This is a genomic window from Azotobacter armeniacus, assembly GCF_054779355.1.
The window spans coordinates 559-5,785 of record NZ_BAAGYK010000140.1; the positions used below are offsets into that span (position 1 = coordinate 559).

At 66.5% G+C, this 5,227-nt stretch carries 5 protein-coding genes; 4 read left to right on the forward strand and 1 reads right to left on the reverse strand.

What is annotated here, in order from left to right; all coding sequences use genetic code 11:
• The 3 genes from ACYVD0_RS18975 to ACYVD0_RS18985 form a co-directional block, all read left to right on the forward strand.
• Positions 1-925: sugar ABC transporter ATP-binding protein (locus ACYVD0_RS18975; protein WP_460428250.1), on the forward strand; the 925-nt coding region annotated here is incomplete at its 5' end.
• Positions 926-995: 70 nt separating this feature from the next.
• Complete coding sequence (locus tag ACYVD0_RS18980) at positions 996-2,018, forward strand: ABC transporter permease (RefSeq protein WP_460428251.1); 1,023 nt, start codon at positions 996-998, stop codon at positions 2,016-2,018.
• Positions 2,019-2,115: 97 nt separating this feature from the next.
• The gene (locus tag ACYVD0_RS18985) at positions 2,116-3,225 is read left to right on the forward strand and encodes a Gfo/Idh/MocA family protein (RefSeq protein WP_460428252.1); all 1,110 of its coding nucleotides are present in this window, start codon (positions 2,116-2,118) and stop codon (positions 3,223-3,225) included.
• Between the two features lie 54 nt (positions 3,226-3,279).
• Here the strand turns inward: ACYVD0_RS18985 and ACYVD0_RS18990 are convergent, their stop codons facing one another.
• Positions 3,280-3,636, reverse strand: coding sequence for a hypothetical protein (locus ACYVD0_RS18990; RefSeq protein WP_460428253.1), 357 nt, complete (start codon positions 3,634-3,636; stop codon positions 3,280-3,282).
• 165 nt (positions 3,637-3,801) lie between these two features.
• Here ACYVD0_RS18990 and ACYVD0_RS18995 point away from each other — a divergent pair, with 165 nt between their 5' ends.
• Positions 3,802-5,040, forward strand: coding sequence for a maltoporin (locus tag ACYVD0_RS18995; protein ID WP_460428254.1), 1,239 nt, complete (start codon positions 3,802-3,804; stop codon positions 5,038-5,040).
• Positions 5,041-5,227: the final 187 nt, after the last annotated feature.

Below are 5,227 nucleotides of genomic sequence, written 5' to 3' on the forward strand. Positions count from 1 at the left end.
TAAGGGCATCATCTACATCACCCACAAGATGGACGAGGTGTTCGCCATCGCCGACGAGGTGGCGGTGTTCCGCGACGGCACCTACGTCGGTCTGCAGAGCGCCGACAGCATGGACGGCGACGGGCTGATCTCGATGATGGTCGGCCGCGAGCTGACCCAGCTGTTCCCCGAGCGCCGCGCGCCGCGCGACGAGGTCCTGCTCTCGGTGCGCAACCTGGGCCTGGATGGCGTGTTCCAGGGCGTCTCCTTCGACCTGCGCGCCGGCGAGGTGCTGGGCATCGCCGGGCTGATGGGCTCCGGGCGCACCAACGTGGCGGAAACCATTTTCGGGGTCTCCCCGGCCACCGCCGGCGAGATCCACATCGACGGCGAGCCGGTGCACATGGACGATCCCCGCCTGGCCATCCGCAAGGGCCTGGCGCTGCTCACCGAGGACCGCAAGGACACCGGCATCTTCGCCTGCCTCTCGGTGCAGGAAAACATGGAGGTGGCGGTGCTGCCCGGCTTTGCCAGCCGGGGCTTCGTGCAACAGCGGCGCCTGCGCGAGCTGTGCGAGGAGATGCGCGGAAAGCTGCGGGTGAAGACCCCGTCGCTGGAGCAGTGCATCGCCAACCTGTCCGGCGGCAACCAGCAGAAGGCGCTGCTGGCGCGCTGGCTGATGACCCAGCCGCGCATCCTGATCCTCGACGAACCCACCCGCGGCATCGACGTCGGCGCCAAGGCCGAGATCTACCGGCTGATTGCCGAGCTGGCCGGCGAGGGCATGGCGGTGATCATGATTTCCTCCGAACTGCCGGAAGTGCTGGGCATGAGCGACCGGGTCCTGGTCATGCACGAGGGCGAGGTCACCGGCGTCCTCGACGGCGCCGAGGCCACCCAGGAGCGCGTCATGCACCTGGCCTCGGGACTGCCCGGCCTGCACTGACATTCATCGACGAGGCCGGGCGACGGTCCCGCTCGGCCGTGGCAAACAACAATAAACGGAGACACAGACCATGAGAGCCATTCTCGAAAAGAGCCCCCTGCAAACCCTCGGCCTCTGGAGCCAGCGCTTGCCGGCCGAACTGGGCATCCTGCTGGTGCTGTTCGGCATCGGCCTGGCCTTCGAACTGTTCGGCTGGGCGATGCGCGAGCAGAGCTTCCTGATGAACTCCCAGCGCCTGGTGCTGATGATCCTGCAGGTGTCGGTCATCGGCCTGCTGGCCATCGGCGTGACCCAGGTGATCATCACCACCGGCATCGACCTGTCCTCCGGCTCGGTGCTGGCGCTCTCGGCGATGGTGGCGGCGAGCCTGGCGCAGACCTCCGACTTCGGCCGCGCGGTGTTCCCGGCGCTGACCGACCTGCCGGTCTGGGTGCCGGTCATGGCCGGCATCGGCGTGGGCCTGCTGGCGGGCGTGATCAACGGCAGCCTGATCGCCGCCACCGGCATCCCGCCGTTCATCGTCACCCTGGGCATGATGGTCTCGGCCCGCGGCCTGGCCCGCTACTACACCGAAGGTCAGCCGATCAGCATGCTGTCGGACTCCTACACCGCCATCGGCAGCGGCGCCATGCCGGTGATCATCTTCCTGGTGGTGGCGGCGATCTTCCACGTCGCCCTGCGCTACACCAAGTACGGCAAGTACACCTACGCGATCGGCGGCAACATGCAGGCGGCGCGCATCTCCGGGATCAACGTCAAGCGCCACCTGATCATCGTCTACAGCATCGCCGGGCTGCTGGCCGGCCTGGCCGGCGTGGTCGCCTCGGCCCGCGCCGCCACCGGCCAGGCCGGCATGGGCATGTCCTACGAGCTGGACGCCATCGCCGCGGCGGTGATCGGCGGCACCAGCCTGGCCGGCGGCATGGGCCGCATCACCGGCACCGTGATCGGCGCGCTGATCCTCGGCGTGATGGCCAGCGGCTTCACCTTCCTCGGCGTGGACGCCTACATCCAGGACATCATCAAGGGGATGATCATCGTCGTCGCCGTGGTGGTCGACCAGTACCGCAACAAGCGCAAGGTCAAGCGCTGAGCGACATCCTTCGCGCGTTCCAACCCGCTTCTCTTTCTCTTCGACACGACGACACGACGACACGACGACACGACGACACGACGACACGAGGTACATCATGCGCGAGATCGGTATCGGCCTGATCGGCACCGGCTTCATGGGGCGTGCCCACGCCTTGGCCTTCCACCACGCGGCCAGCACCTTCGAGCTGCCCGTGAGACCGCGCCTCGCCGCGCTGGCCGATGCCGACGCCGCCCGCGCCGAGCGCTGCGCCGCCGACTGGGGCTTCGCCAAGGCCTGCGACTGGGAAAGCCTGGTGAACGACCCGGCCGTGGAGCTGGTCGCCATCACCACCCCCAACCGCCTGCACTACCCGATGGCCATGGCGGCGCTGGCGGCGGGCAAGGCGGTCTACTGCGAGAAGCCCCTGGCGGTGACGCTCGACGAGGCGACCGCGATGCGCGATGCGGCGAAGCGCGCCGGCGTGGTCAACCGGGTGGGCTACAACTACCTGCAGAATCCCATGCTCACGCTGGCCCGCGAGCTGATCGAAAGCGGCGAGCTGGGCGAGATCACCGGCTACCGCGGCGAGTTCAGCGAGGACTTCATGGGCGATCCGCAGGCGCCCTTCAGCTGGCGCTGCGAGACGGAACAGGCCGGCGGCGCCCTGGCCGACCTGGGCAGCCATGTCCTGTCGCTGACGCGCTACCTGCTCGGCGACATCGCCGCGCTCTGCGCCGACCTGCACACCGCCCACGGCCAGCGACCGCACCAGGGCGGCCGGCGCGCCGTCGGGATCGACGACCAGGCCCACGTCCTGCTGCGTTTCGCCAACGGCGCGCGCGGCACGCTGTCCACCAGCTGGCTCAAGCACGGGCGTAAGAACCACCTGGCGTTCGAGGTCTGCGGCACCCGCGGCACCCTGACCTACGACCAGGAGCGGCTCAACGAACTGCGCCTCTACAGCGCCGGCGGGCGCCCCGGCATGGATGGCTTCCGCACCCTGCAGTCCGGCCCGCACCTGCCCGACTATGCGGCCTTCTGTCCGGCGGCCGGGCACCAGCTCGGCTACAACGAGCTGAAGACCCTGGAAGTGCGCTCGCTGCTCGAGGCGCTGGCCGGCAACGGCGCGCTGACCGGCGTGGACTTCCAGGAGGCCTGGGAGGTCGAGCGCCTGGCCCAGGCGATCCGCGAGTCGGCGCGGGAGGAGCGCTGGGTGCGGCTCTAGCGCCTGTCCGGGGTGCCGGGGCAGGGCCCCGCGGCAGCCATCCATTGAACGGAGTCATCGAGGGATATTGCTCGCGGGAAAGGTGGGCGAACCGTTCACGAGCCCCATATCGCCACGCAGGCGACTGCCCATGGATGGAACTTCCGGTTGATCGATTCCCGCTACTTGGCGGCGCTGCGCCAGTTGTATCGACGGCAACTCACAAGCGCGCCGCCATGTTTTACGACGCCCGATGAGGGAGTCGGGATAGGTGGTTTCGGCAAGTCGTAAATATTCAATCCAATGCAGGCGGCCGGCATGGCAGCAGGCTGCGCGCGAGTGTCGATGTATCCGGCAGCGCTGTACGGAGTTGCCGGGGAAACGGATCTTCGAAGCAATTGAAACTTTTGCCCGAATAGTTAGCAACTTCACCGGAGAAGTTCTTCAGATATATCGGCGGGCACTGAAGCGTCTCGCCGAACGATCGATGAACCTGTGAACAGGACGACAGGCATCAACGGATTTCTCGCCAGCCGGCATCGTCGGGGCGAGCTGTCCTCCTGTCCGTGAAAAACAATAAGAAAGATGGGAGTTGATATGAGCAATAGTTTGAGGAAGACGATACTTCTTTCCTTGGGTGTTTGTCTTTCCGTGCCCTTTCCAGCCCAGGCGCTCAATTTCAGCGGTTATTACCGCCTCGGCGTCGGCGGCAACACCAAGGGCGGCACGCAATCCTGCTTCAAGCTGCCCGGCGCGCCCTCGAAATACCGGCTCGGCAACGAGTGCGAGCTGTGGAGCGAGCTGACCTGGGACCACGATATCGCCCTTTCCGATGGCTCGACCCTCTCCGGCATGGTCATGGGCGGCTTCTACAACCCCATCGGGCACAAGCCGAAGTTCAAGGATTCCAACGAGCATGGCGGGGGTTCCTCGCGGATCCAGCAGATGTTCGTCGAGTGGAAGAACGCCGCGGTGCTCAACGGCGGCAACTTCTGGGTCGGGCGCCGCTACTACAAGCGGAACGACATCCACATGACCGACTACTACTACTGGAACCAGAGCGCCACCGGCTTCGGTTTCGACGAGGTTCCGATCGGCGACCTGCGCTACAGCTACGTGTTCTCGCGCAAGGACAACTACGACCAGGAGCCCTACGTCAACCGCCACGACTTCAACGTCAACGGCTTCAAGACCAACCCGGGCGGCGAAGTGCAGGTGGGCGTCAGCTACCTGCAGCAGCCGGACAGCCACGATGCCCACAGCGGCTGGTCGGTGGCCGTGCAGCACAAGCAGAAAGGCTTCCTCGGCGGCAAGTTCAACACCTTCGCCCTGCAATACGGCGAGGGGCCGGGCACGCGGCTGGGCTACACCGGCGATAGCGAGCTGGACAACGACAACAAGAGCTGGCGCATGGTCGAGTACTTCGACTGGCAGACCACCGAGCGCTTCGGCGGCCAGCTCCAGCTGGTCTACCAGAAGGACGTCCGTCCCGACGGCGACAACATGCGCTGGCTGTCGGTCGGCGTGCGGCCGGTGTATGCCTTCACCGAGACGTTCAAGCTGAGCGCCGAGGTCGGCCACGACCAGATCAAGGCGACCGACGGCACCCGCAAGCTGACCAAGTTCACCATCGCGCCGACCTGGTCGCCGGGCGGCCCGGGCTTCTGGGCGCGGCCGGAACTGCGCGTCTACTACACCTACGCCACCTGGAACGAGGCGGCGCAGCGCGCGGCCACCGAGATGAACCCCGAGTCCGCGCTGTCCGAGACCGGCGCCTTCGGTACCGACCGCCACGGCGGCAACTTCGGCGTGCAGGTGGAGTATTGGTGGGATTAGGGCGGCGGGGCTGGGGCGGATGGCACCGTCGTATGCAGGGACCGTGTCCGCTTCGATCCAGTAGCCGTGTTGAAAGGGCTGGGAGTAAGTATCCCCCGGCAAAGCCGGGGGCTTTATTCTGTTAGCCCCTCAAAGGGGCAAGCAGTTGGGCCGCCTGAAGGCGGCTGTCGCTACAGGCCAAACTTGA